Below are 25,127 nucleotides of genomic sequence, written 5' to 3'. Positions count from 1 at the left end.
TATAAAAGGTTGATTATTTCAATAATCAACCTTTTTTAAAGTTTCCTCACTAAGTAAAACAAATTCGCGGCCTTGTTCATTGTTCACTTTTTTTAAAAAGCTGCAATTAATACAATCCAGCAATTTTTCATCGAGCTTACCTTGCTCTAAATCATTGCATAGGGTGCCTGCAATGGTCCAACAATATCTGCCTGCCGATTTGCCTTCATTAATATTATTTAAATCCATCCTGGTACTGGCCGGACAAATACCCATTTCTTTCGTATTAGTTCCACCAATTTCTCTGCCACACTCGAAATATTCCCAACAATTCTGCACCATTTATAATTTTCAATTCTCTGTAAAAATAGAGTATTCTCTGTATCTGTAAAATATCTTTGTCGAATCGTTTCAAACTTTTGTTTAAACTATCATCAAGACTGACTGATGGCAGATTTATATATCTCTTTGATCTTGCTGTCGGAGAATAATTCCAATTTTAAAAGCTCAGAATATGGATTTCCCGATAGTTGTAGAAGTTTTGCAAAAGCAGGTTCGGTTTTTAGTCCTTCTTTTTTTAATTTAATAATTTGTTGTTTAAATTCTTCTCCCAGCAACTTTAATACGCGATCTTCAATAATCATGTGTCGATATGAATTTTGACTTGCAACAGGGAAAAGAGAACCGTAAATTTCTATTTCATAATCCATAAAAATAAAATTAGCGACAACAACCCAGTAGCCATCTTTTTCTTTTTGCTCAATTTTAAAGTTTTTTTGTTTTCCGAATAAATCTTCTACTTTTTTCTCAAATTGGTCTGCATCGAGATAATAGCAAACAACATCTAAGTCGCTATTTTCTATTGCAATATCAATGGGAATAGTGCCTGTTAAAACCGGATTATATTCAATTAAGGAATCGAAAATTTGTAAATTGTTTAAGCACTTATAAGCAGATTGCTGAGCCAAAGAGCCTTTCCTTAAATAAGAAATATCTTTCCAGTTCATATTAATAGCATTGAATTGCTCGTTAAGAATAGTTTTAGCTTCGTTTAGGTTTGAGTATTCAAAATATTTAATTTGGGTACAACCACGAATCATGGCTGATATATTGTTATTATCTTGATTGCGGAAAAGGCAGATTACTGGTTTTTTTTGTTCTATAGCTCTGCCAATTTCGTATCCAACTCCTAATGATGGAGTCGTAACTTCAGCCACTATTACATCCGATTCCAGTACCCAGTGTAAATCGCGTTTGTGAATTTCTTCGTCGCTTAAACTTTCTTTTTGTGCTTGCCAGCCAATGTGTTCTGTTAAAACAGTACCATATTGTTTTAAATCGCTTATTAATTCCTGATATAGTTCAGCATCTTGCTGTCCTCCTCTTATTGATCCTGCAAAGTATATCTTCATAGTATTTTGTTGTTATTCCCTAAACTCCCTAATTTATAAGGAATGCTATTATGGGCTGTGTTGTTTTTCTAAGATAATTGATTTCTCCTTTTCTTCCAACACTAAAAATGTCTTTAAAAATAAAATCATTAGTAATGTTTCTTGAACAAAAGAATTAATTCAATTGATTTTTTACATCTGTAGGAATTAGTTGCTGAAGACCTCGGGCTTGAGGTGAATTAATATCTATATATTTCCAGGTATCAGCATTTTTATTAGCAACCGCGACCATAGAACGATGTGCATGTATTGTAAACGAATTACTCTCCTGATGATAGTTTACATTTTCTTTTCCAAATTCATTTTCAAATTTGGCTTGTACTAAACTAGCTCCTTGCGACATTAAACCCGAAAGTCTTACTTTAATGATTCCATAATAATGAATTTTGCAATATTTTTCATTTTTAGATTTAACGACATCCGAAATTTTATCGATTGATTTAAAATCGGTGGTCATCTTAACCCCCATATTATCCATTCCTTCCAGTATCATCACCATATTTTCTTTGCTCATCATTTCAAAAATACGAGGATACATCATCTCAGTAAGTACATTCCATTGTTTGTTGTTAAAAGCTGTTGTGTAGCGTATTATATCTTTTTGGAAATGTTGTTTTAATTTTTTCTGACTAAATCCGGTCGTTATAAGTAAGCTTAGTATGATTAGAATGCTTATTTTCTTCATTATCGTAAATTTAAATTCAGAGGAAGATAATAAAAAGCATTAAGTCGATCTGTTTAAAATCTGTTAAAACTTATTAATCTGGAAATTAATTTACGATTGATTTTGCTTGACTATAGTATATAAAGAACCTGGGCTTGAGGTTTTATACGATTGTAAGTTCACTCATTCACAAATAAAAACGCCCTTTAAATGTGTGATTAATATATTTAAAGGACGTGTTTGGTATATAAAATTATATTTTTACTGTAAGCGCATTTTACAATTGTTGGCTCGAATATTTACTTTGGAGAATGTTTTCTTATTGCCAATTTTTCCTTTAGCTACAAATGTTTTGTTATCGGCTGTTTCTTTATTTTTTAATGTAAAATCGTTAGAGTTATCAAACTTAACCGATTTATGATTAATTTCATATTCAAGGTTACAACCTTCCATAAAACTCAATCCAATATTTGCATACTTTGAATCTAATTTAATAAATGAAAACATATTATTCACATTAAATATGTTAATATGACCAAATTTTAGATCATAATCAATTTCACCACCCATTTGCGCAATTTCAAATTTCGAGAAATTTGAAGTTCCATATAAATACTCAATTTCTTTAATGTCGAATTTATCGCGCGACGATTTTATATTTAAATTATCAATAACTTGAATGTTATAGTCTGAATCGCGACTTTCTCCCGATAATTTATTTGCATTTTCAATTTTTAAATTGGAACTGGCAGCTGCCAGTTCGGTATTGTTAAGTACTTTAACACTGAACTGAACATTCGATAATTTCACTCTGTTTTCTCCATTCAGTTCTGTTGCAGTAAAATTTCCATTGGTATGGTCTAGACTAAATTGGGCATTAGTGTTATCCATAATTACATCGCCATTTTTCTGAATTATTTCCAGGTTAGTATTGGCGGGCATTTGAACAGTATAGGTAATTTTAATTTTTCCTTTATTAAAAAGAGAGTTTGTTAATTTTTTGAGCGAAAAAAAATCACCAAGTACAGTTTGTGCAATTAATTGTTGGTCTCCTTCGGTAAAATCGATATTAATATTATCGAGCATGGTTTGATTTTTTTCTTCTTTCGAACCGTCAACAACAATTAATATTTTGAAACTAACCTCGTTTTTATCCCAAGTTTTAATCTGAACTTTTCCGTAGTGGGCTTCGATTTTAAGATTATCGATAGATTTAAATTTTTTTTCAATTTCTTTATTTTTGGCTGCATTGGCTGATAAAGAGATCAGACAAAAAGCTAGTAGTGTAAATAATAATCGATTCATATTACATGTGTTTTTATAACGTTTTTAAATCATTAAAAAATAAAATTCTTTTAATGATAAAGCCGATAGCTAGTAAATAAATTACCACTGATAAATATTATTTAAAAATAATTTTTTTCTGTTTATATTCTCTACAATCTTGATGTATAGGTGCGAATTTTAACAAACATTAATAAAAGGATACCAAAAAACATGCAAACTCGGCCAATATAATCGCCATGTAAAGAATAAAATGTATTACCATTTAGTAAACTTATTTTTCCTGTAAGTATTGTTTTTGTCCACCATTTTGTTTGTGTAATAATTGTGCCTTTAGAATTTATATGAGCCGAAATTCCATTGTTTGCAACTCGTATATAATGTCGGCGCGATTCAATAGCTCTTATGCGGCTAAAATTAAAATGATAACGATAACCCGGTGTGTTTTTCCACCAGCCATCGTTGGTTATCATGCAAATAAATCCTGATTGATCAGGAACACGTTGTGCACAATAGTCACCAAATACAGATTCGAAGCAAACAATTGGAACAATTGCTGTGCAGTCTGATAAAAAGTAATTTACATCGTTCTTACTGGAATAGGTACCATGGTATCCTCCAATTTCGAGAGGGTATTTTGTGAGGAAATGGAAATATTTGTCGAATGGTATTCTCTCGAATAAAGGAACCAGTTTAGTTTTGTGGTAAAATTGGGGAATGGTATCCGATAGGAAAAATGCCGAATTGTACGACTCATTTTCCTTGTTACTGTGTACACCAATCAGAATAGTTGTTTTAGGATATTTATGTTTTAGTTTTAGTATTTCCTGATAAAATAAGGAAGCCTTTGGGGTGTTTTCATTAATTGATTGCAGAATTAATGTTTCGGGCCCAAAGAGAAAATCGGGGTTTAGTTTTGAGCAAATAGAATCGGCTGTACTAATAAAATCTTCGAAATGTTTGAGTTCTTTTTCGGGAATAAATTTTTCATTGTAAGGGTCGAGATTGGGTTGAATGCAGGCAAAAGTTTTATTTCCTAGGGTATTTTCTTTTGTATCTAGTAAAATGGAAGAATATAAAAGAGGGACTGCAATTAATATTAATAAAAATATAATTTGTTGGTAAGCACTTTTTTTGTTTTTGCTAATCATTCTAAATAAACTAAAGTTGATAAGGATAATCCATAAGCTACCACCACGAGTTCCTGTAAATTCATACCATTGTATCCACTGAGTTTGCGATGCAAAAGAGTTACCCAGATTAAGCCAGGGCCAGGCCAAATCCCATTGGGTGTGGAAATATTCAAATCCCAACCAAATAATTAGGAAAGGAAATAAAATTGAGATTTTTAAAACTTGTCGTGATTTACTAATTAACCAGAAAATGAGCGCCTGCAACATTGAATTGATGATAATAATAAGGATAACACCAAGTAATTGAGCCTGCGAAACCCACCAATAAGCAAGGGAATTCCATATTAAAAAGCTTACAAATGCATAATTAAAAAGCAGGTAAGTATTGTTGTGATTTCTTGTTTTATCTTCAATCCAAAGTAATGGAATCCATGCAAAAAATATCAGGAAAGAAAGTTGAGGAATACAAAATGGTGCTCCTAATAAAGTTCCTGAGATAATTGAATAGATAACATTTTTGTTCACTTTATCGGTGCGTTAAGTTAACACCTACTAATATAATGATTATTGAGGCAATTTGTGCCAAAGTAATTGTATCGCCGCCAATTACAATACCCCAAAATATTGCCACTATTGGAATAATATATGCAATGGAGGCAGCAAAAACATGCGAGGATTGTTTAATAAGACGATTGTAGCAAATTACTCCTGCAAAAGTTAACAGTGCAAGTAGGGAAAGCATTAAAGCACTTTTACTAAAGCTTTCGGATGCCAGAGGAGCACTTAAATCGGTGAACGCCAAATAGCATCCAGCCATAGGACCTACAAAAAGAAAGGCAAGAGAAGCAATTTCGGTGCCCGTAAGTTTTGGGAGTGAAAAGCTTACAATATTAATACTTATGGCTACCGATAGAATAGCAAGAAAAACGTAAAAAACGCCCCAGAAATAAGATTCTCCATTTGTTTGCCCCGAGAAACTTATTATAAGTGTTCCAGCAAAACCAAGAACGATACCACCAATTACTTTTTTATTGGTTCTCGATTTAAATAAAAGAATGGCAATTAGCAATGTAATCATGGGTAGCATTGCATTAAGCATGCCAGCAACCGAAGAGCTAATTTGAGTTTGAGCTTTCGCAAAAAAATAGGAGGGACCAATATTTCCGGCTACTCCGGACAGAAGCAGAGGCAGGATATTATCTTTCGATAGTTTTTTTATGTTCTTAAAAATTAAGGGGAGAAACAACACAAAGGACATAAAAACCTGAAAAGCTGCCACCTGATTGTGGCTAAAGCTTTCCAATGCAATTTCTCTTAAAATATAAGGGCTTCCCCAAATAAACGACACCAATAATAGTAATAACCAGTTGTTGTATTTGCTTGAAATGTTCATTGGGAGTAAGCGTTTTTTATGAGTTAAAATAATAGAGACAAAAATCTAAAATATTTGACAACCTATTAAATATTGTGTTTTGTAATTTATAGTGTTGGAATTATTCTTGTTCCTCTTCGAATGCTTTGTACTTAACAGTTAAATCGGAAATTAACTGGCTAAAAGTGGTTACAGCAGCAATAGTTTCTTTTGAGATTTCTTTTTGCTGAAGTTTTAGCATTAAAATTCCATATAAGGCGGTAAGGCAAACCTCGATATCGTTATTCTCCTCTTTAGCCTGCGATTTTTGGCGAAATTCGTTGATATTACCACTGGCTTGCTGAAAAAATCCTGTATAAGCAACGTCTTTTGCTTTGTTTAGCAAGAACAAATGAAAATCGTATAATTCGTTTACATTATTCTTAAGAATTTGAAGATGACCCGTTTCTTCAACTTTCTCAATTTTCATCATTTCCATTAAATTTTCGTACCAGTCGCGAATTTTCTGATGAGTTTCTGCATCTTGTTTAAACTGAGAAATAATGTTTTTATCAATAAGATTAATATCAAATTTACAGGCTCTGATTATATCTTCTACCTGCCACATATATAAGATATACTCGGCTAAATTGCTTTTCTTTTTTTCTTGTGCTATAATCATATTTCAGTTCTCATTTGTTTGTTATCTCTTACAGCTTTTTACTGTTTGCAGCTAACTGTTTATTGCTTAAGTTTATCAATTAATCTTCTTTCCAGCTTGGTAGGACGACCCGCACCTCTTTGTCTGTGTTCAAAGCCATACGATTTTGTGGCATTTAATAAATCCAGTTGATCTTGAGCGGTAATATCTTCCATAAAATCAACCGCAAGTTTGGCCGACATTCGTTTTCCTGATATTGCCTTAACCCGGTAGCTTCGAATTATAGGAGGAAAGCGAATGTCAATTTTATCATCAATTCGAATTTCTCTCGAAGGTTTAATTGTAAGCCCATTCATACTTACTTTTCCTTTTTTGCAAGCTTCGGCTGCCATGCTTCGGGTTTTAAAAATCCGAACTGCCCACATCCACTTGTCAACTCTTACCTTATCGTCCATGTAATGTGCTTAAGAAATTTATTTGCTATTTTTTTTTGTATTGTAGGCAGTCATGGTACGTTGAATTCCAATGGTACTCATGCCTTTTATCATGTTGATACAGATTTTGTATAGTTCTGGTAACTTTTCTGTTTCCTCGGGACTCCATTTGCCAAGAACATAATCTATTTGTTGACCTTTGTTAAAATCGTTACCAATGCCAAAACGAAGTCGAGCATAGTTTTGGTGTCCCAGAGTTTCGTTAATGTGCTTTAAACCATTATGTCCAGCATCACTACCTTTTTGACGAAGTCGTAAAGTTCCAAAAGGAAGAGCAAGGTCATCAACTAAGATCATCATATTTTCAACTTGTATTTTTTCTTTCTGAAGCCAGTAGTTAACTGCTTTACCGCTTAAATTCATGTAGGTACTAGGTTTTACCAGTACATAAGTGCGACCTTTAAATTTATACTCTGCCATTGCTCCATATCTGGCATCTTTAAATTCAATTTTAGCCGTTTCGGCAAGAGCATCAAGTATATTAAAACCAATATTGTGTCGGGTATTGTGATATTCAGCACCAATATTACCTAAGCCCACAACCAAATATTTCATGTAATTATTATTTATTTCCTTTTTCGGGGATAAATTTATTCCGAATAGATTTTTTAAGAATCGAATCATAACAGAATCAAAGGTAGAATATTTGTTTAAAACCGTAAACTGTTATTTGCTGATAGTAAAAAACCTCCCATGCCAATGGCTCGGGAGGTTATATTTTTTGCTAAAAAAGAGATTACTCTTCTGTAGTAGACATAGCAGCAGCACGAGCAGCTCTTGTAAGCTTAACTTGTACAACAACGGCGTTTTTAGCATTAAGCAATTCAAGGTTTTCGAAATCAAGCTCTTTAATCTGAGTACTTTTACTAAGACCTAGTTCAGTAACATCGATAGGCAAGAATTCAGGAAGATCTTTCATTAAAGCTTTAACTTTAAGTTTTCTCAAGTTTACAGCTAATTTACCACCAGCTTGAACACCTTTTGCGAATCCTTCAACTTTAATTGGAATCTCAACTTCGAAAGCTTTGTCTTCGAATACCTGGAAAAAGTCAGCGTGAATAGCTTTGTCAGTAGTAGCGTGAAATTGAACTTCTCTCATTACTGCAGTAAACTCTTTCCCTTCGATATCGAATTTTACGATAAAAGTTTCTGGAGTATAAAGCAATTTGTTTAAGTCTTTCTCGTTTACAGCAAAGTGAATGTTTTCGCCACCACCATACAATTCACAAGGAACCATTTCTTCTTTACGTAAAGCTTTAGTCGCTTTTTTTCCTAAGTCAGTTCTTAAAGAACCTTTTAATTCTAAAGTTTTCATTTGATATGAATTTTGTGCTACTCAATGCTATCTTCAATACCCGGTAAAAAAGGTTCGGCTAACATCCCATCACACGTTTATAATTTTTTTACCTAAAATCCGCGCAAAGATATAAATTATAAAATGAAATTGGAACTAATTGATTCGCAATTGTAAACATTCATAATTGTTTTCGCAAAAATATCTGCAATAGTTAATTCTTTAATTTTAGAAGCTTCTTGCTTTAATGGAATCGAGTTTGTAAAAACAACTTCCTCAAGTGCCGATTCTTCGATTCTTTCGTAAGCAGGACCAGAAAGAACTGCGTGCGATGCAATTGCTCTGACACTCTTAGCTCCTTTTTCTTTTAGCATATCGGCTGCTTTGGTAATTGTTCCTGCTGTGTCAATCATATCATCTATGATTACAACATTTTTATCACGAACTTTACCAATGGCAGTCATTTCTCCAACAACATTAGCTTTTTCTCTTGATTTGTGGCAAATAGCTAGTCCAGCATTCAAATATTTTGAATAGGCATTAGCTCTTTTGCTACCTCCCATGTCTGGTGATGCAATAACCAAATCTTCTAAATTTAAACTTTCTAAATAGGGAAGAAGAACAGATGATCCATAAAGGTGATCTACTGGAATATCGAAGAATCCCTGAATTTGATCAGCGTGTAAATCCATAGTCATAACTCGATCAACACCAGCAGCCATTAAAAGATTAGCTACTAATTTTGCACCAATGGCAACTCTTGGGCGATCTTTTCTGTCTTGACGAGCAAAACCAAAATAAGGGATTACCGCACAAACTTTATAGGCCGAAGCTCTTTTTGCAGCATCAATCATTAATAACAATTCCATCAAATTATCCGTTGGTGGGTAAGTTGACTGAATAATAAAAACGTGACATCCACGAACTGTCTCCTCATAGCAGGTTTCAAATTCTCCGTCGCTAAATCTAACAATGCTCGACTCTCCAACATTTAATCCTGCAGCTTCTGCAATTTTACCTGCCAAATGCTCGCTGTTTGAACCGGCAAAGATTTTAATCGGGGCTTTCATTAAAGTATTATTTGTTTATAAATCAGATATGTTTTACTGTGCAAATTTATGAATATTTGCGGCAAATGAATGAAATATATTTCTTTGTCGCAAATATTTTGACCAACTGAATTCTTCAGTTTTAATTTGTATTTAAAATAAAAAGAAGATTTCTTTTACAGAGATCTTCTTTTCAGTTATTTATTCTTGTGCCATTTTCATGTTTTCATCGATATAGGCTAATATTTCTTCTTTTCCTTGTTCCGATGATGAAGAGCTAACAATATATGGAGGCATTTCTTCCCATGATTGCAGCATCTTTTTTTCGTAGACTTTTAAATTTTCCGATAATTTGCGTTTAGTAAGTTTATCGGCTTTAGTAAATATAATAGAGAATGCGATGCCATTAATTCCTAGCCATTCCATAAACTCAGTATCTTTTGCCTGAGGTTCGTGTCTCGAATCCACTAAAACAAAAAGGTTAATTAAGTTGGGTCTGCTTTCTATATAATTAAAAATTAATTTCGAAAATCTTTGTCGCGTTGATTTTGCCACTTTAGCAAAACCATAGCCTGGTAAGTCGACTAAGAACCATTCTTTGTTGATAAGAAAATGATTTACCAGTTGCGTTTTTCCTGGTTTAGCTGATATTTTAGCCAAATTTTTATGCTTTGTGAGCATATTAATTAAGGATGATTTTCCAACGTTCGATCGTCCAATAAATGCAAATTCAGGCTTATTGGGCTTGGGACATTTTTTCACGTCCGAGTTGGACATCATAAATTCGGCTGTAGTAATATTCATTTTGCTCTATATTTTCATGGGCAAAGGTATACAGATTCTTAAATTATACGAAATTCAATTGAAATTAAATTTACCGGGATTGTTTTTTAGAATGGAAATAAAAAAAACCTCTTTACTAAGAGGTTTTTTATTCTTATTCTAAAAATAGATTTTATTATTTAATGTAAACTTCTAAAACCTTCGTTTTTTCATCGGGACAAAGTGTAACTGTATCTATCGAAGCAGGAATTAAAACTGTTTCGCCCTTTTTAACTAAGGCTTTTGCTGTTCCTTCAGTTTCAATAACAAACTGACCTTCCATACACATATAAATCACAAAGGAATCTAAGTCATGATAATTTGTTTCGATTGCCTTGTCGAATTCCAATATATTAGTAGTAAAATATGGACAGCGAACCAATTCAGAAGACTCATTAATTTTGGTTTCGTAATCGGTTTTGTATTTTTTTTCAAAACTATAATCAATTGCATCAAGTGCAAGTTCGGTATGTAGCTCACGAGGATTGCCTTTGTCGTCGGTTCTGTTCCAATCATACATGCGATAGGTAACATCCGATGTTTGTTGGATTTCAGCTAGTAAAATTCCTTTTCCAATGGCATGAACTCTTCCTGCAGGAATATAAAAGCAACTTCCTTTTTGTACAGGTTCATTATTTAGGATTTCTTCTAGTTTACCTTCGTTTAATTTGGCAACGTATTTTTCTTTGTCAACTTGCTGATTAAAACCTACAATTAATTCCGATCCTTTATCAGCTTCAATTACATACCACATTTCGGTTTTTCCGAATGCATTGTGTCTTTCTTTTGACATTTCATCGTCGGGATGAACCTGAATTGACAGCACATCGTTGGCATCGATAAATTTTATCAGCAATGGAAATTCCATTCCAAAATTTTCATACACATGATCACCAACCAGGTCGCCCATGTAAACTTCGATAAGCTCTTCCAGATTGTTGCCAGCAAGTTTACCGTTGCTAACAACCGAAATGTCTCCTTCTACACCAGATATTTCCCAACTTTCACCAGCATTTGGTAGTGGAGAAAAATCTTTGTTCAAAACTGTTTTTAATTTGTTTCCTCCCCAAATTTTATCTTTTAGGATAGGTTGAAATTTTAACGGATACAAACTCATTTTTTATGCAATTAATTAATTTGATGTTTATGGCTTTGGATACTTAAAATTCGTAATCGATAACTTTACGATCTATCGCCATTTCTTTAATTACCGTAACCGCTTTTACGTGTTCGGGATGATTGGCATAAACTGATAAATCGTCTAGACTTTCAATATCAACATTAACAGCAAAATCGTATGAAGCATCGGTGTGTAATTCATCAAATCCAATTTGTAAAAATTTAATTTCAGGAATAATCTTATCTAATCCGTCGAAGGCTTCAGTCAATCTGCTGCAAAAGTTTTTCTTTTCTTCTTCCGACCCAAAAGCCTTGAATTTAAACATTGCTATGTGCTTAATCATTTTAATTCTTTTTTAAATTATTATTAACTTTCCGGCCTAATTTAATGCAAAATTATCATTTTTGAACCAAACACCTAAATATCATACAACATGTTGATTATTGGAATTGCCGGAGGAACCGGTTCCGGGAAAACTACTGTAGTTAGAAAAATAATTGAGAGACTACCGCAAGGAGAAGTTGCTGTTTTGCCTCAGGATTCCTATTATCGCGATAATTCACACCTAACTTTGGAAGAAAGACAGGAAATGAATTTTGATCATCCAAATTCTGTAGAGTTTGAGCTTTTGGTGAAACATCTTAAACAGCTGAAGGAAGGAAAAGCCATTAATCAACCAATATACTCATATTTAACGTGTTTACGTTCTGAAGAAACCATTAAAGTTGAGCCAAAAGAAGTTGTTATTGTAGAAGGAATTTTGGCATTAACACAATGCGATTTGCGAGATTTAATGGATATTAAAGTTTTTGTTGATTGCGATGCTGACGATCGGTTAAACAGAGTGATTAAAAGAGATATTGTTGAACGGGGAAGATCTGTAAATAAAGTTTTGGATCGTTATGAAAAAACCGTAAAACCAATGCATTTACAGTTTATAGAACCAACAAAGCGCTATGCTGATATTATAGTTCCGCAGGGTGGAAATAATATTGTTGCGATTGATATATTAACACATTACATCAAGAAAAATTTAAAAGTGCAAATTTAAGCTGTTGATAAAATATATTGTGGAGACTTTGTTCATGTCTCCTTTTTTTATAACTTTTCATTTTATTTATGATAAGTTATAGGTATGCTGGATAAAATTAAAGCTGAGAGTTTACTGTTTATCGATATTGAAACCGTTTCTGGAAATCATTCTTTTGAAGCATTATCTCCAAAGCTACAGGAACTATGGGAGAAAAAATCGAACTATTTTAGAAAAGATAATGAAAGTGCTGCAGATGTATATCAACGAGCAGGTATTTATGCCGAATTTGGTAAAATTGTTTGTATTTCGACTGGGATGATTTTGCATAAAAATGGAAATAGAAAGTTTGTTGCAAAATCATTTTTTGGTGACGATGAAAAAAAATTACTTGCAGATTTTTCTGAAATGCTAAATCGGTTTTGTGAAAAACCAAACAGAAATTTATGCGGACATAATAGCAAAGAGTTTGATTTTCCTTATATCGCCCGACGAATATTAATTAATGGACTAAAATTACCGGAGGTACTCGATGTTGCAGGTAAAAAGCCCTGGGAAGTGCAGTTTGTTGATACAATGGAATTATGGAAATTTGGAGATTATAAACATTATACCTCCTTGGCTTTATTGTGCGAAGTTTTTAATATTCCAACTCCGAAAGATGATATTGATGGTTCAATGGTAGGAGAAGTTTACTGGAAAGAAAGAGATTTAGAACGAATAGCCATTTACTGCGAAAAAGATATATTGGCCACAGCTCAGCTGTTTTTGCGCTATCAGGGACAGAAGTTAATTTCTGCCGAAAATTTTGAAAGAATATTATTGTAATACACTTGATATTGTACAATAAATTGAGTTTTTTCGTGTTAAGCCTATTGATAATTTTATTGCATTAAATAAATCCTAATTTTAAATTAAAAAATATAGAAATGAATTGTTCATTATATAAAAAACTATCATTTGCGGCCCTAATTATGGGGAGTATGTTTCTATCATCCTGCGGAAGCAGTGGAGGAGGTGATGAGGAAGAATTTGAATTTCAAACCAGCGATTTAAAAAATAAATATTGGTATGCTAATCCGTATCAAAATCAAAATTACTTTACCGACGATGCTATTTTGGTGTATCGATTTAATGGTGGTGGAGATTTGGTAAAGCAGGATTTTAGTGGCAGAAGAGATAATGATGAGGCGGGTTTCTGGACTTTATCTGATGATAATGTACTTACAATAGATGATGAAACTATTGGAAATATAAGGGAATATACAATCGATAAATCTTCAACAGCAAATCATTTATTCTTAAAAAGTTCTTTGGGCAACTGGGATTTTTATTCCTCAATACCCGAATTGGAAGATTTAACTGCAGATGCCGTTCTTGTAAAGGAAGTTATTTTGAGTAATGGAGCCTATGAGAGTATGTATCGTTACGAGTTTGAAGTTAAGGGAAATAATGTTGAAGAGGCTAAAGTAATTCTTGAAAATAAAACTTACGATTTAATTGAAGCACAAAGTTCGACAGGCGAAACCGTATGGCGTTTACAGGAAATAGACGCTAATGAATATTTCGAAAATTTTAGTGGTGCCGAAACAGTTAAGTTTTATGTGAAAATGACATCAGGAGAAGAGTATAAGCTTGTTGATGAAATTTATAATGAGGATATTGAAGCTTTAAATTATCAATCGATCGACCCTGATCATAATGCTGGAGAAGGAGCTTTGTCTTTACGTGTAGAATGGAAGGCTATTAATAATGCCGATGCATTTTATTATATCGAAATTTTAAATTCTGAGAAAGATGAAAATAATCCTTTATACACATCAAATTGGCAACCAGCTTCTGGTGGTGATATGGAGAGTATTATTCTTGAAGAAGAGAATGCCGGCGATTTTGGTCTCGCTTTAGGCGATACCTTTTATGTGAAAGTTGTGGCTTATTTGTACGAAGAAGATATTGAGCCTTATCAGGGAGATATTCATTCTTTTAATATTCAGGCACGATCGCAATTCATAAAATTAGGTGGTGAATGGTAAACTTACTTGAGATATAACAATAAAAAAACTCCGCTTTTGGCGGAGTTTTTTTGTTTTATGCTCTTGCCTTATTGTGTAATGAATTAGCATTTTAGTGTTTTTAATCATTAAAAACATTAAAAAAATCCATATAAACGATAATATAATCTATTAAATATGAAATAGATTCATAATTTTCGCGATTAGAATCTATATTATTAGTGGTATAATCTACAAAAATGAGATTAGATTACATTATTTATGTAATTAGTTGTCATTTATTGCTTACGGCTTATTGTTGGATAATCTTCATCCAAACTTTACGCATCAATTCTTTAAGATACCACGGCAATTTGATAGGAGTTTAAATTAGATTTTGAACAAAAATGACTCTTTGTGTTGATTATTTTATCAGAACTCAGGTAATTAATCTAATACGAAATACTCAATTGTTTTTACCAGTAACTTTGGTTGTTCGGCATGTAACCAATGGCCTGCTTTAGGAATAGTAGTTATTTCGGCATAAGGGAATATGGTACGAATTAAATTGTGATCATCATCAGTAATGTAATTCGAATTGGCACCTCGCATAAAAAGAACAGGAAAACCGCTTATTCCTTTTCCATGTATAAAATCATTTTTGTTCATTCCATCCATTATCTGAGGAAGAAATTTACTAATGGTCTCAATATTTAATTTCCAGCTAAATTTTTTCTCACCATCTCTCTTTAAATTTTTTAATAGAAACTGGCGTACTCGCTTGCTCTTAATATCTTCCGATAATTTTTGATCTATTTCGGTTCTTGATTTAAAGTTGTCGAATTTAAAATTTAACATTGCCGAAACAATATTTTTATGGTCGATATTTTGACTTGAGCCAGCTGAAATTTCTGAATAATTTTTTGGAGCGATATCTGCTACCAATAAATTACTAACTCTTTCGGGATACTCGGCCGCAAAAAACATAACCGTCTTTCCACCCATCGAGTGTCCTAAAAGGGTTGCTTTTTCAATGTGATGGTCGTCCATAAATTCCAGCAAATCTTCTTTTAAATCCTGATAAGTATGAGAATTTGTATGAGGAGAAGCCCCATGGTTTCTTTGGTCGATTAAAAATACCTCAAAATTAGTAGCAAGCTCTTTGGCAATGCTTACCCAATTATCCGACGAGCCATATAAGCCATGTGCAATTATAAGAGGATGTCCTTCCCCAAATTTTCTATAATTTAATTTCATGTAAATAAAGATATAATTAGAGCTTTAAAATAAAAAAAGAAAGGATGTCTTTTTTAATAAGACATCCTCGCTGATATTTTTTTAGTTCGAAATATTTATTTTAAACACTTTCGATACATCTGAATGGTATTTTCAAGTCCAAAATACAAAGCATCAGAAATTAAAGCATGACCAATTGATACTTCGGCCAAATTTGGAATGTTTTTATAAAAATAGTTCAAATTCTCCAGGCTTAAATCGTGACCTGCATTAATTTTTAAACCCAGCTCGCTTGCTTTTTTAGCAGCGATTACAAAAGGACGTATAGCTTCTTGTTTGTTAATAGGATAATTTGTAGCGTAAGGTTCGGTATACAATTCAATTCGATCGGTTCCGGTAGCCAGTGCCCCTTCAATATTAGCTAAATTAGTATCAACAAATATAGATGTTCGAATACCTTCGGCCTTAAATTTTGAAATAATCCCGATTAATAGATCTTTATTTTTTACAGTATCCCATCCTGCATTTGAAGTTATTGCTTCGGGAGGATCAGGAACAAGTGTTACTTGATCGGGCTTGGTTTTTAAAACTAAATCAATAAAATCACTCGAAGGATAACCTTCAATGTTAAATTCAGTAGTTACCAGAGGATTCAAGTCTTTAACATCCTGATAACGAATGTGTCTTTCATCTGGTCGAGGATGTACGGTAATTCCTTCAGCACCAAACCGTTCACAGTTTGTTGCGGCTTCGCAAACATTAGGAGTATTACCTCCGCGGGCATTTCTTAATGTCGCAATTTTGTTTATATTTACACTAAGTCTAGTCATTTTTATGAAATCTTAAATTAAAAAGAATGACGGGTATGTGGAGTTATATTGTTTAAAACTGATATTACCTCTTGGCAAAATTAAAAGTAATTCCTAGAAAACAGGTAAATATGATAGCAAAAGATTTAATTTCTGATGTTGTTCCGGTATTGCGCGAAACAGATACAGGAATACAAGCTCTTAATTGGATGGAAATATTTAGGGTTTCACATTTGCCAATTGTGAAGGGCGATGAATTTTTGGGATTAATTTCTGATAATGATATCTATGATTTAAATAAGGCAGAAGATCCAATTGGAGGACAGAAGTTGTCATTGTTTAGTCCTTATGTGTCAGCAAATCAGCACATCTATGATATTATTGAAATTGTGTCACGCTTAAAGTTAACGGTAATTCCTGTTTTAGAAGATGAAAAAACTTATTTTGGCCTAATTACGCTAAACGATTTAATGCAATACATAGAAAGGATATTTTCTGTTAGAGAACCAGGAGGAATAATTGTTCTAGAATTAAATTCTGTAGATTACTCATTAAGCGAAATATCTCGTATTGTTGAAAGTAACGATGCTAAAATTTTAAGTCTTTATGTGAAATCTTCTACCGATTCCCGAAAAATAGAGTTGACAATTAAAGTAAATCACAGTAATCTTACTTCAATAATTCAAACTTTTTTGCGATACGATTATACCATTAAAACTACTTATGTACGTGAAGATGATATGAAAGATGTGCTGGAGGATCGCTACAATTCTTTTATGCGCTTTTTAAATATATAAAAGTAATTTACAATTTTATGTAAGCTGGGGTTTGAAGATTTGCAGAATCATTTATATTTGTCACAAGCTTATTCCGAATTTTCCATTTAAAAAATATGGAGTAGCAACTTTTACAATCAAACTGCAATACAATGAAAATAGCCCTGTTTGGTAAATTATTTAACGAAAATTTTACTGATAGCTTTAAAATGATGTTTGAAGTTTTCACAAAGCACAATGTGGAGATATTCATTTATGAGCCTTTGTATGATTTTTTGATTCGGGAAATAAATTTTAAGCCTCCTGTGGGGGGATACTTTTCAGGATACGAAGATTTGGATAAGGATGTAAAGTATGTTTTCTCCATTGGAGGAGACGGAACCTTTTTGGACGCTGTTCGTGTTGTTCGTGATTCAGGTATTCCAATTGTAGGAATTAACAGTGGTCGTTTAGGTTTTATGGCCGATATAGCTCAGGATGAAATACCACAGGCTTTGGCAGATATTATTGCAGGTGAGTTTACCATCGAGGAGAGAAGTCTACTTCAGTTGGAAACCTCAAAAAATGGATTATTTGAAGAATTCAATTATGCACTAAACGAATTTACTGTTCACAAAACCGACTCGGCTTCAATGATCACCATTCATACTTATCTTAATAATGAATACCTGAATTCTTATTGGGCCGATGGGCTTATTATATCCACACCAACAGGCTCAACAGCATATTCCTTAAGTGCAGGTGGGCCCATATTAATTCCGAATACTCAAAATTTTGTGATTTCACCCATTTCTCCTCATAACCTTACCGTACGCCCAATTGTAGTTCCTAATCATCACGAAATTACATTAAGAGTAGAAGGTAGGAGTAAGGCATATATGGCTTCTCTTGATTCTCGTTCGTGTACCTTCGATTCATCAATTGAGCTTAAAATTAAAAGAGCTAATTTTCAAATAAAGGTCTTAAAACTAAAAACACATAGTTTCTACGGAACCTTGCGAAACAAGCTAATGTGGGGTGTTGATAAACGTAATTAATAATCTCAGGAACAATACTTTTTATTTTAACAAAATTTAACGAGACAATCGTTTTATTTTTCTTGCTGAATAAGGTTTTTTAAGATTATATGTTACTTTTGTAGCTTGTGAATGAATTTAGGTTGCTTGTGCCTTAATCATATCAATGATTATAGGGTATTCATTAGGTTAATATTCGTTTGTGAGGAGAAAAAATACAAACTTGTTTTTCATGTATAAACTGATTTTTGGGATACTGTTTTTTGTCGTTAGTAATTCGGCATTTTCGCAAACCAAAGCTGAGTTAGGTTTTTTTGGAGGAGTTTCCTACTATATGGGAGACATTAATCCAACTAATCACTTTTACTCAAGTTCAGTTGCAATAGGGGGAATTTATCGATATAATTTTAACTCCCGATATTCTCTTAGAGCAAGTATGATATTTTCCGGATTAAGTGGCGAAGACCTCGATGCTAAGAATTATTATCAGCAAAATAGAGGAGCTTCATTTGATACTGATGTGGTTGATTTGTCATTACAGGCTGAATTTAATTTTCAACCATTTTGGGCACCTGGAAAAACAAAAACAAAACGACTTGTTCCTTATGTTACGGCAGGGATTGGTTATATAGCTCCAAGCAGTACCGAATCGTCATTTACAATACCTATGGGTGCGGGATTTAAGTATAATCTTGGTGGTAGGTGGACAGCGGCTCTGGAGTGGAGTTTTAGAAAAACATTTACCGATGATTTGGATCATTTAGATGACCCAAACAATTTTAATGAAAGCAATTTAATGCACAATAATGATTGGGCCTCTTTTTTCGGAATTATGCTTAGCTATAAGCTATTTCCAGATAATGAAGCTTGTCATTCATACGATAGATTTGTAAAATAGAATATGTCATTCAAGGATAAAATCATAAAAGAAAAATTGCCTAATCACCTGGCAATTATTATGGATGGAAATGGACGTTGGGCAAAAATGCGCGGCGAACACCGAATTATAGGACATCAGAATGGCGTTGAGGCAGTAAAACAAACTGTTGAAGGTGCTGCAGAATTAGGAATATCCTATCTTACACTCTATGCTTTTTCAACAGAAAATTGGAATCGTCCTAAAGATGAAGTAATGGGTTTAATGTCTTTGCTTGTGGAAGCAATTGAAAATGAAACCCCTACTTTAATGAAGAATAATGTTCGATTACAAGCTATTGGCGATTTAGGCAGTTTACCAGAGGAGGTGAGAGCTAAATTAAATGGTACCATTTCGACAACAGCAAGCAATTCGGGTTTAACTCTGGTTTTAGCACTAAGCTATAGTTCAAGATGGGAAATTGTAAATGCAGTAAAAAATATTGCAGGAGAAATTGCTAAAGGAGAATTATCTCCAGATCAAATCTCTAATGCTGTTTTCGAGAATCACCTTACAACAAAGGGGATACCTGATCCTGAACTTTTAATTCGAACCAGCGGTGAAAATAGAATCAGTAATTTTTTGCTTTGGCAAATTGCTTATTCAGAATTGTATTTTACCGAACTATTTTGGCCCGATTTTACAAAAGAAGAATTATATAAGGCACTTTTAAATTACCAGAACCGAGAACGAAGATTTGGTAAAACTAGTGAACAATTAAATGACAATTAAGAATTAACCATTATAACTTAAGTAATGATTAAACGATTAACTTTTATATTTACTCTATTTTTAAGTATCACTGCCTTAGCGCAGGAAACTGATACAATTTATAATCCTACATTGCATTATTCTTCGCCCAAAAAATTTGAGCTGGGTGGGATAACAGTAAGTGGTGTAAAACATTTGGAGAGTAACGTGCTTGTTCAGATATCTGGTTTACGAGTAGGTTCCGATATCGAAGTGCCTGGAGAAAAAGTGACTAAAGCAATTAAAAAATTGTATAAGCAGGGATTATTCTCCGATATTCAGATTACAGCGACTAAACTTATCGATAAAAAGATTTATTTGAATATTAATCTTCAGGAACGTCCTCGATTATCAGATGTTACGTATAATGGTACTTCTAAGAGTGAAACAAATAAGTTAAAAGAGAAGTTAAAGTTGCAAAAAGGAAGTCAGGTTACCGATTTTTTAATTGCAAATACTCAAACAATTGTAGAAAATTATTTTAAGGAGAAAGGTTTCTTTAATATTGATGTAAGTGTTTTACAACGAGATGATCCAACAGAAGAGAATAGTGTCATTATCGATATCAATATGAATAGAAATAATAAAATAAAGATTAAGAATATCTTTATTGAAGGTAACACTGCTCTCAGCGATAAAAAAGTTAAAAAGGCTATTAAAGGGTCGAAAGAAAAAAGAATTAAAAACTTTTTTAAATCAGCAAAATACATTGAAGGAAAGTGGAAAGAGGATAAAATTAGTTTAATAGATAAGTATAACGAAGAGGGATATCGAGATGCGATTATTTTATCTGATAGTATTGAACAAGTATCTGAAGATAGAGTTAATTTATACCTTAAATTGAAAGAAGGAAATCAGTATTTCTTTAATGATATTACCTGGGTAGGTAATACTGTATATACGGCTTTTGATTTAGAGAGAGTTCTTAAAATTAAAAAAGGTGATGTTTACAATCAAACCTATTTGGATGAAAGATTAAGTACTGATGATGATGCGGTAAGTAATCTATATCTGGATAAGGGTTATCTGTTTTTCAATGTAAATCCGGTTGAGAAAGTTGTTGGTAAAGATTCAATTAATCTTGAAATGAGAATGATTGAGGGTAAGCAAGCTACTATAGATCGTGTTAATATTGTTGGAAATACTAAAACTCACGAGCATGTTGCCCGAAGAGAATTGTACACTTATCCAGGAGAGTTGTTTAGTAAATCGGATATTATTCGTAGTGTGCGAGAGCTTGCTCAGTTAGGACATTTCGATCCTGAAGCGATTAATCCAGACATTAAACCTCACCCAGAAAGTGGTACAGTTGATATTACTTATGAGTTAGAAGAAAAAGCAAACGACCAAATTGAACTTTCAGGAGGTTGGGGTGCTGGTATGATTATTGGAACCGTGGGTTTAAAATTTTCGAATTTTTCTATTCGTAACATTTTTAACAAAGAGGCTTGGAGTCCGCTACCTACGGGTGATGGTCAAACTTTAAGTATTCGTGCTCAAACCAATGGATCTTACTATAATTCGTATAGTATATCTTTCACCGAGCCATGGTTAGGGGGTAAAAAACCAACATCTTTAAGTACTTCTATTTACTATTCTCAGCAATCAGGTTATAGTCGTAGTTATAATTATTATACAACTTATGGGAATGATTCAGATCAGAGTCAGAAAATTTTTGGTGCTAGTGTAGGGTTAGCCCGCCGTTTAAAATGGCCTGATGATTATTTTTCATTATACAACGAAGTAAGTTATCAAAACTATAATTTGCATAATTGGCAATATTATCTGATCTCAGATGGTACTTCAAATAACTTTAGTTTTACTACTACACTTTCAAGAAGTTCGATCGATAATCCGTTATATACCCGTAGAGGATCATCATTCTCTTTAAGTTTAAAATTCACTCCTCCGTATTCCTGGTTCGAGGATTTGGATTACGCCAGAGCCGATGAGGATGAACTTTACAAATGGGTGGAGTATCATAAATGGACATTTAAAGGAAAAATGTACAATGGTTTGTTAGCTAAGAATGACAAGCTGGTTTTATATACTGGTGCTGAATTTGGATATCTAGGATATTACGATAAAGACAAACGATCACCTTTTGAAGGTTTTGAAGTGGGTGGTGACGGAATGTCGGGATATAGCATGTACGGAAGTGATAATATTGGTTTAAGAGGTTACGAAAATGGATCATTAACTCCCGTAACAACTGATGGCAGACGATTGGGAGGTAATGTATATAGTAAATTTACTGCCGAACTGCGTTATCCATTATCATTGAGCCAATCGGCAACAATTTATGCTTTGGCTTTTGCCGAGGCTGGTAATGCCTGGTACGATTTTGAAGATTTTCAGCCGTTTAACCTAAAACGTTCAGCAGGGGTTGGTCTTAGAATTTTCCTTCCTATGTTTGGATTGTTAGGAATCGACTATGGATATGGATTTGACGAAGCTAATCAATCAGGACAGAATGGTGGTCAATTCCACTTTGTAATTGGTCAACAATTTTAACATATTTTAAGTGTCGACTCTTGGGAGCTGAATTAATTTAAGTTATTTTAGAGTTTGTTTAAAAAGGTATTATTATGAAACGTATACTTTTATTAATAGTTGTAATAGGTGTTTGTTGTGGAAGTTTATTTTCACAACAACGTTATGGTTTTGTTGATACGGAGTATATTTTAAATAAAATGCCTGACTATAAAAATGCTCAGGAGCAATTGGATAAGGTTTCGCAGCAATGGCAAAACGAAATTGAAACGATTGCCGCAGACATTAAAACTTTACAAGCTAAATACAGAGCTGATGAAGTTTTTCTTTCCGCAGAAATGAGAGAAAAAAGAGAAAAAGAAATACATAATAAAGAAGTAAAGGCACAGAAACTTCAACAATCTTATTTTGGGCGAAATGGAGAGCTTTATAAGAAACGTCAGGAATTAATGAAACCAATTCAGGATGATATATATGAGGCAATCAAGGAGATAGCAAAATCTGGAAGTTATGGTATGATTATTGATCGTGCTAATGGGCCAACAATAATATACAGTAATGCAAAATTCGATTTAAGCGATAAAGTACTGTATAAGTTAGGTATAAGAACTAATTAAAATTTCAAATAAAAAACTAACTGAGTATACTATGAGACAGTTTTTAAAAGTAACATTAGTAGCCACTTTCCTTTTAATGGGAGCTAACATTTTTGCTCAAACTGCAAAATTCGGACACGTTGATTCAAACCAATTGTTATCAATTATGCCTGAGAAAGCAGCGGCTCAAACACAAATTCAAGCAAAAGCAGCAGAATACGATAAGCAAGTTAAGGAGATGAGAGAAGAGTATCAAACTCTAGTAAATGCTTACGTTGAAAAAAGAGAAACTCTTTCTGATGCTATGAAAGCAACTAAAGAAAAGGAAATTCAGGATTTGCAAAATCGTATGCAAACTTTCGATGGTTTTGCTCAGCAGGAACTTCAGAAAACCCAAAACGAATTGTTAAAACCAATTTTTGATAAAGCTTCAAAAGCTATTAAAGATGTTGGTGCAGAAAACGGATTTACTTATATCTTTGATATTAGTACAGGTGTAATTCTATACAATTCTGAAAATAGTGTTGATGTTATGCCATTGGTAAAAGCAAAATTAGGAATTCAATAAACGTTCTAATATAAAGTAAAAAAGGTGGTATTTTTAATACCACCTTTTTTACTTTTATGTAAGTCTTAACATTTAATATTTTAAGAAACATGAATAAGCAGCCTATTGGTGTATTCGATTCGGGATATGGAGGTTTAACCATACTGAATGAATTAGTAAATGAATTGCCTGAATATGATTTTATTTATTTAGGTGATAATGCACGAAGTCCTTATGGTACAAGATCTTTTGATGTTGTCTATGACTACACTTTAGAAGCCGTAGAACAACTTTTTTCTATGGGCTGTGAACTGGTAATATTGGCCTGCAATACTGCATCAGCCAAGGCTTTAAGAAGTATTCAGCAAAAGGATCTACCTAAAATCAATCCAAATAAACGTGTTTTGGGAGTTATCCGGCCAAGTGTAGAAGAGGTAGATCGCTTAACAACAACAAAGCATGTTGGTATTTTAGGCACTGTAGGTACGGTACGTTCTAACTCATATCCTCTCGAAATTAATAAGCTTTATCCAGATATTAGTGTAGTTCAGGAGGCCTGTCCTATGTGGGTACCTTTGGTTGAGAATAACGAGTTCGAAACCGATGGGGGACAATTTTTTATTAAAAAAAATATCGATAATTTGTTGGAGAAAGATCCATTAATTGATACAATAATTTTAGGCTGCACTCATTATCCTTTACTAAAGAAAGAAATACTAAACTATCTTCCAGAGAGAGTTAATTTAGTTTCGCAAGGTGAGATAGTAGCAAAAAGTCTTCATAATTATCTATTTCGCCACCCAGAAATGGATATTCGTTGTTCTAAAAATGGTGAGCGTGAATATTTAACTACAGAATTTGTAGATAGTTTTGAGGAGAAAGCGAGTCGTTTTTTAAACTCGAATCTACAGGCAAAGCATATAAGTTACTAAAAAAAATAGCCCATACAGGTATCAGTATGGGCTTTACTATATTGCAGATGCAAATTACTCTACAGGTTTTTCATCTTTCTCGTACCAGCTGGCATACATTGCATAACTATTTGCAATTCGGTTAATTTCACCCTCTAGTAATTCAGGACTCAATTCTTTTATTTTTTTTGCTGGTGATCCCGCATATACACTTCCCGATTCAACGTGAGTACCTTTAGTAACCACAGAACCAGCCGCAATAATAGCATTACTTTCAATAATTGCATTATCGAGTACTACAGCTCCCATTCCTATTAAAACATTATCTTTTATGGTACAACCATGAACAACAGCATTGTGAGCTATTGAAACATTATTTCCAATATTAGTTGGCGATTTTTTATAAGTAGCATGTATGGTTGCATTATCTTGCACATTTACATTATTTCCTAGTTTAATATAGTGAACATCGCCTCTTAATACAGCACTGTACCAAATACTGCAATCGTCTCCCATTTCTACATTGCCTATTATAGCAGCATTTTCAGCTAAGAAGCAATTTTCACCAAATTTTGGCGAGTTTCCATTCAAATTTCTAACAATAGCCATTTTTTATTTAGTTTGATTATAAATACAAAGATAATTAAAAATAAATCTGAGCGAAAAATTCAAAATATGTTGTGAAGAAGTTACGCAAACGTTACCGTAAACGAAACTGAAAATCAGTATTGTAGTTCGCTGTTAAATTGAAATT

At 33.1% G+C, this 25,127-nt stretch carries 28 protein-coding genes; 11 read left to right on the top strand and 17 right to left on the bottom strand.

Translation table 11 applies throughout. The features are described 5' to 3' along the window. Positions 1–18: 18 nt before the first annotated feature. The 14 genes from ACT3CE_RS02255 to ACT3CE_RS02190 all read right to left on the bottom strand — a co-directional run bounded on the left by ACT3CE_RS02255 (position 19) and on the right by ACT3CE_RS02190 (position 11,645). Positions 19–321, bottom strand: a complete 303-nt coding sequence (locus tag ACT3CE_RS02255; RefSeq protein WP_444708145.1) for a two-CW domain-containing protein — start codon at positions 319–321, stop codon at positions 19–21. Between the two features lie 92 nt (positions 322–413). Beyond that, positions 414–1,391, bottom strand: a complete 978-nt coding sequence (locus ACT3CE_RS02250; RefSeq protein WP_444708144.1) for a DUF4269 domain-containing protein — start codon at positions 1,389–1,391, stop codon at positions 414–416. A 154-nt stretch (positions 1,392–1,545) separates the two neighbouring features. Beyond that, entirely contained in the window at positions 1,546–2,115 is a 570-nt protein-coding gene (locus ACT3CE_RS02245) for a hypothetical protein (RefSeq protein ID WP_444708143.1), read from the bottom strand. A 240-nt stretch (positions 2,116–2,355) separates the two neighbouring features. Further along, entirely contained in the window at positions 2,356–3,399 is a 1,044-nt protein-coding gene (locus tag ACT3CE_RS02240) for a hypothetical protein (protein ID WP_444708142.1), read from the bottom strand. A 131-nt stretch (positions 3,400–3,530) separates the two neighbouring features. Next, entirely contained in the window at positions 3,531–5,036 is a 1,506-nt protein-coding gene (gene lnt, locus ACT3CE_RS02235) for an apolipoprotein N-acyltransferase (protein ID WP_444708141.1), read from the bottom strand. A 1-nt stretch (position 5,037) separates the two neighbouring features. Then, positions 5,038–5,904 carry a DMT family transporter gene (locus tag ACT3CE_RS02230; protein ID WP_444708140.1) on the bottom strand — a complete coding sequence of 289 codons (867 nt, stop codon included), beginning with the start codon at positions 5,902–5,904 and terminating at the stop codon, positions 5,038–5,040. Between the two features lie 100 nt (positions 5,905–6,004). After that, complete coding sequence (locus ACT3CE_RS02225; RefSeq protein ID WP_444708139.1) at positions 6,005–6,544, bottom strand: DUF4924 family protein; 540 nt, start codon at positions 6,542–6,544, stop codon at positions 6,005–6,007. A gap of 59 nt (positions 6,545–6,603) precedes the next feature. Further along, the gene (locus ACT3CE_RS02220; RefSeq protein ID WP_444708138.1) at positions 6,604–6,978 is read right to left on the bottom strand and encodes an RNA-binding S4 domain-containing protein; all 375 of its coding nucleotides are present in this window, start codon (positions 6,976–6,978) and stop codon (positions 6,604–6,606) included. Between the two features lie 18 nt (positions 6,979–6,996). After that, complete coding sequence (gene pth, locus ACT3CE_RS02215; RefSeq protein WP_444708137.1) at positions 6,997–7,572, bottom strand: aminoacyl-tRNA hydrolase; 576 nt, start codon at positions 7,570–7,572, stop codon at positions 6,997–6,999. Between the two features lie 181 nt (positions 7,573–7,753). Then, positions 7,754–8,332, bottom strand: a complete 579-nt coding sequence (locus ACT3CE_RS02210) for a 50S ribosomal protein L25/general stress protein Ctc (RefSeq protein WP_444708136.1) — start codon at positions 8,330–8,332, stop codon at positions 7,754–7,756. A 116-nt stretch (positions 8,333–8,448) separates the two neighbouring features. After that, entirely contained in the window at positions 8,449–9,381 is a 933-nt protein-coding gene (locus tag ACT3CE_RS02205) for a ribose-phosphate pyrophosphokinase (RefSeq protein ID WP_444708135.1), read from the bottom strand. Between the two features lie 180 nt (positions 9,382–9,561). After that, a complete protein-coding gene (gene yihA, locus ACT3CE_RS02200) occupies positions 9,562–10,164 on the bottom strand; it encodes a ribosome biogenesis GTP-binding protein YihA/YsxC (RefSeq protein WP_444708134.1) in 603 nt (200 codons plus the stop codon). A gap of 154 nt (positions 10,165–10,318) precedes the next feature. Continuing rightward, entirely contained in the window at positions 10,319–11,299 is a 981-nt protein-coding gene (locus ACT3CE_RS02195) for a type I phosphomannose isomerase catalytic subunit (RefSeq protein WP_444708133.1), read from the bottom strand. A gap of 43 nt (positions 11,300–11,342) precedes the next feature. Beyond that, positions 11,343–11,645, bottom strand: a complete 303-nt coding sequence (locus ACT3CE_RS02190; protein WP_444708132.1) for a Dabb family protein — start codon at positions 11,643–11,645, stop codon at positions 11,343–11,345. A gap of 90 nt (positions 11,646–11,735) precedes the next feature. Between ACT3CE_RS02190 and udk the strand changes: the two genes are divergently transcribed. The 3 genes from udk (at position 11,736) to ACT3CE_RS02175 (ending at position 14,365) form a co-directional block, all read left to right on the top strand. After that, entirely contained in the window at positions 11,736–12,353 is a 618-nt protein-coding gene (gene udk / locus ACT3CE_RS02185; RefSeq protein ID WP_444708131.1) for a uridine kinase, read from the top strand. Between the two features lie 84 nt (positions 12,354–12,437). After that, on the top strand, positions 12,438–13,160 hold the full coding sequence (locus ACT3CE_RS02180; RefSeq protein WP_444708130.1) for a 3'-5' exonuclease: 723 nt from the start codon (positions 12,438–12,440) through the stop codon (positions 13,158–13,160). 101 nt (positions 13,161–13,261) lie between these two features. Beyond that, positions 13,262–14,365, top strand: a complete 1,104-nt coding sequence (locus ACT3CE_RS02175) for a hypothetical protein (protein WP_444708129.1) — start codon at positions 13,262–13,264, stop codon at positions 14,363–14,365. A gap of 405 nt (positions 14,366–14,770) precedes the next feature. Here the strand turns inward: ACT3CE_RS02175 and ACT3CE_RS02170 are convergent, their stop codons facing one another. Beyond that, positions 14,771–15,580 (bottom strand): alpha/beta fold hydrolase, encoded by an 810-nt coding sequence (locus ACT3CE_RS02170; protein WP_444708128.1) that lies wholly within the window; start codon positions 15,578–15,580, stop codon positions 14,771–14,773. A gap of 95 nt (positions 15,581–15,675) precedes the next feature. Next, positions 15,676–16,389 carry a pyridoxine 5'-phosphate synthase gene (locus tag ACT3CE_RS02165; RefSeq protein ID WP_444708127.1) on the bottom strand — a complete coding sequence of 238 codons (714 nt, stop codon included), beginning with the start codon at positions 16,387–16,389 and terminating at the stop codon, positions 15,676–15,678. Positions 16,390–16,460: 71 nt separating this feature from the next. Here ACT3CE_RS02165 and ACT3CE_RS02160 point away from each other — a divergent pair, with 71 nt between their 5' ends. From ACT3CE_RS02160 to murI, 8 genes are all read left to right on the top strand, one after another. Further along, positions 16,461–17,165: a CBS domain-containing protein gene (locus ACT3CE_RS02160; RefSeq protein ID WP_444708126.1), complete on the top strand. Its 705-nt coding sequence runs from the start codon at positions 16,461–16,463 to the stop codon at positions 17,163–17,165. A 131-nt stretch (positions 17,166–17,296) separates the two neighbouring features. Next, positions 17,297–18,181, top strand: coding sequence for an NAD kinase (locus ACT3CE_RS02155; protein WP_444708125.1), 885 nt, complete (start codon positions 17,297–17,299; stop codon positions 18,179–18,181). 211 nt (positions 18,182–18,392) lie between these two features. Further along, complete coding sequence (porG, locus tag ACT3CE_RS02150) at positions 18,393–19,058, top strand: type IX secretion system protein PorG (RefSeq protein ID WP_444708124.1); 666 nt, start codon at positions 18,393–18,395, stop codon at positions 19,056–19,058. A 3-nt stretch (positions 19,059–19,061) separates the two neighbouring features. Beyond that, positions 19,062–19,808 (top strand): isoprenyl transferase, encoded by a 747-nt coding sequence (locus ACT3CE_RS02145; protein ID WP_444708123.1) that lies wholly within the window; start codon positions 19,062–19,064, stop codon positions 19,806–19,808. Between the two features lie 24 nt (positions 19,809–19,832). Then, complete coding sequence (bamA, locus tag ACT3CE_RS02140) at positions 19,833–22,340, top strand: outer membrane protein assembly factor BamA (RefSeq protein WP_444708122.1); 2,508 nt, start codon at positions 19,833–19,835, stop codon at positions 22,338–22,340. 74 nt (positions 22,341–22,414) lie between these two features. After that, complete coding sequence (locus ACT3CE_RS02135) at positions 22,415–22,936, top strand: OmpH family outer membrane protein (protein ID WP_444708121.1); 522 nt, start codon at positions 22,415–22,417, stop codon at positions 22,934–22,936. Between the two features lie 31 nt (positions 22,937–22,967). Further along, complete coding sequence (locus ACT3CE_RS02130; RefSeq protein WP_444708120.1) at positions 22,968–23,483, top strand: OmpH family outer membrane protein; 516 nt, start codon at positions 22,968–22,970, stop codon at positions 23,481–23,483. A gap of 89 nt (positions 23,484–23,572) precedes the next feature. Next, entirely contained in the window at positions 23,573–24,394 is an 822-nt protein-coding gene (gene murI / locus ACT3CE_RS02125; protein WP_444708119.1) for a glutamate racemase, read from the top strand. A gap of 54 nt (positions 24,395–24,448) precedes the next feature. Here murI and ACT3CE_RS02120 read toward each other — a convergent pair whose 3' ends face one another. Then, positions 24,449–24,982, bottom strand: a complete 534-nt coding sequence (locus tag ACT3CE_RS02120) for a gamma carbonic anhydrase family protein (RefSeq protein WP_444708118.1) — start codon at positions 24,980–24,982, stop codon at positions 24,449–24,451. Positions 24,983–25,127: the final 145 nt, after the last annotated feature.

Origin of the sequence: Marinifilum sp. RC60d5 (genome assembly GCF_052400665.1) — a bacterium.
In the GTDB taxonomy this organism is placed as follows: domain Bacteria; phylum Bacteroidota; class Bacteroidia; order Bacteroidales; family Marinifilaceae; genus JBQTGK01.
This window is presented reverse-complemented; position numbering and strand designations above follow the sequence as displayed.